General features: G+C 54.9%; 1 protein-coding gene. It reads right to left on the reverse strand.

The window, feature by feature from the left end; genetic code table 11:
* On the reverse strand, nt 1-230 hold a 230-nt coding region (locus QVO51_RS07100), incomplete at its 3' end, for a DUF2752 domain-containing protein (protein ID WP_288167968.1).
* Between the last annotated feature and the right edge of the window lie 63 nt (nt 231-293).

Consider the following 293-nt stretch of genomic DNA (forward strand, 5'->3'; position numbering starts at 1 on the left):
AGCAGGGGTACTCCCGGATTGTACCGGACTGCCAGCCACAGTTGCCCGTTCAGCATTGCCTTGATGCTCCGTGTGCCTCCACAGCCGGGACAGTACAGCCCTGTCAGAAACCAGAGCGCACATGGAATGTGGAATATGGCGATCTGATCCAGGTACAGCTTCAGCAGCAGAAACAGTGCAGCAGCTCCAAGGGGAAGCAGAAGGGGCAGCCATTTGCGGCATGGGGTCATGATTTAACTTCCTTTCAATGCTTTTTGCATATAGGCATCGGTGGAAATGCCGTAGGGGCGGTT

The sequence above is a fragment of the Ruminococcus sp. CAG:379 genome (assembly GCF_000434255.1).
Classification (GTDB): domain Bacteria; phylum Bacillota; class Clostridia; order Oscillospirales; family Ruminococcaceae; genus Ruminococcus_F; species Ruminococcus_F champanellensis.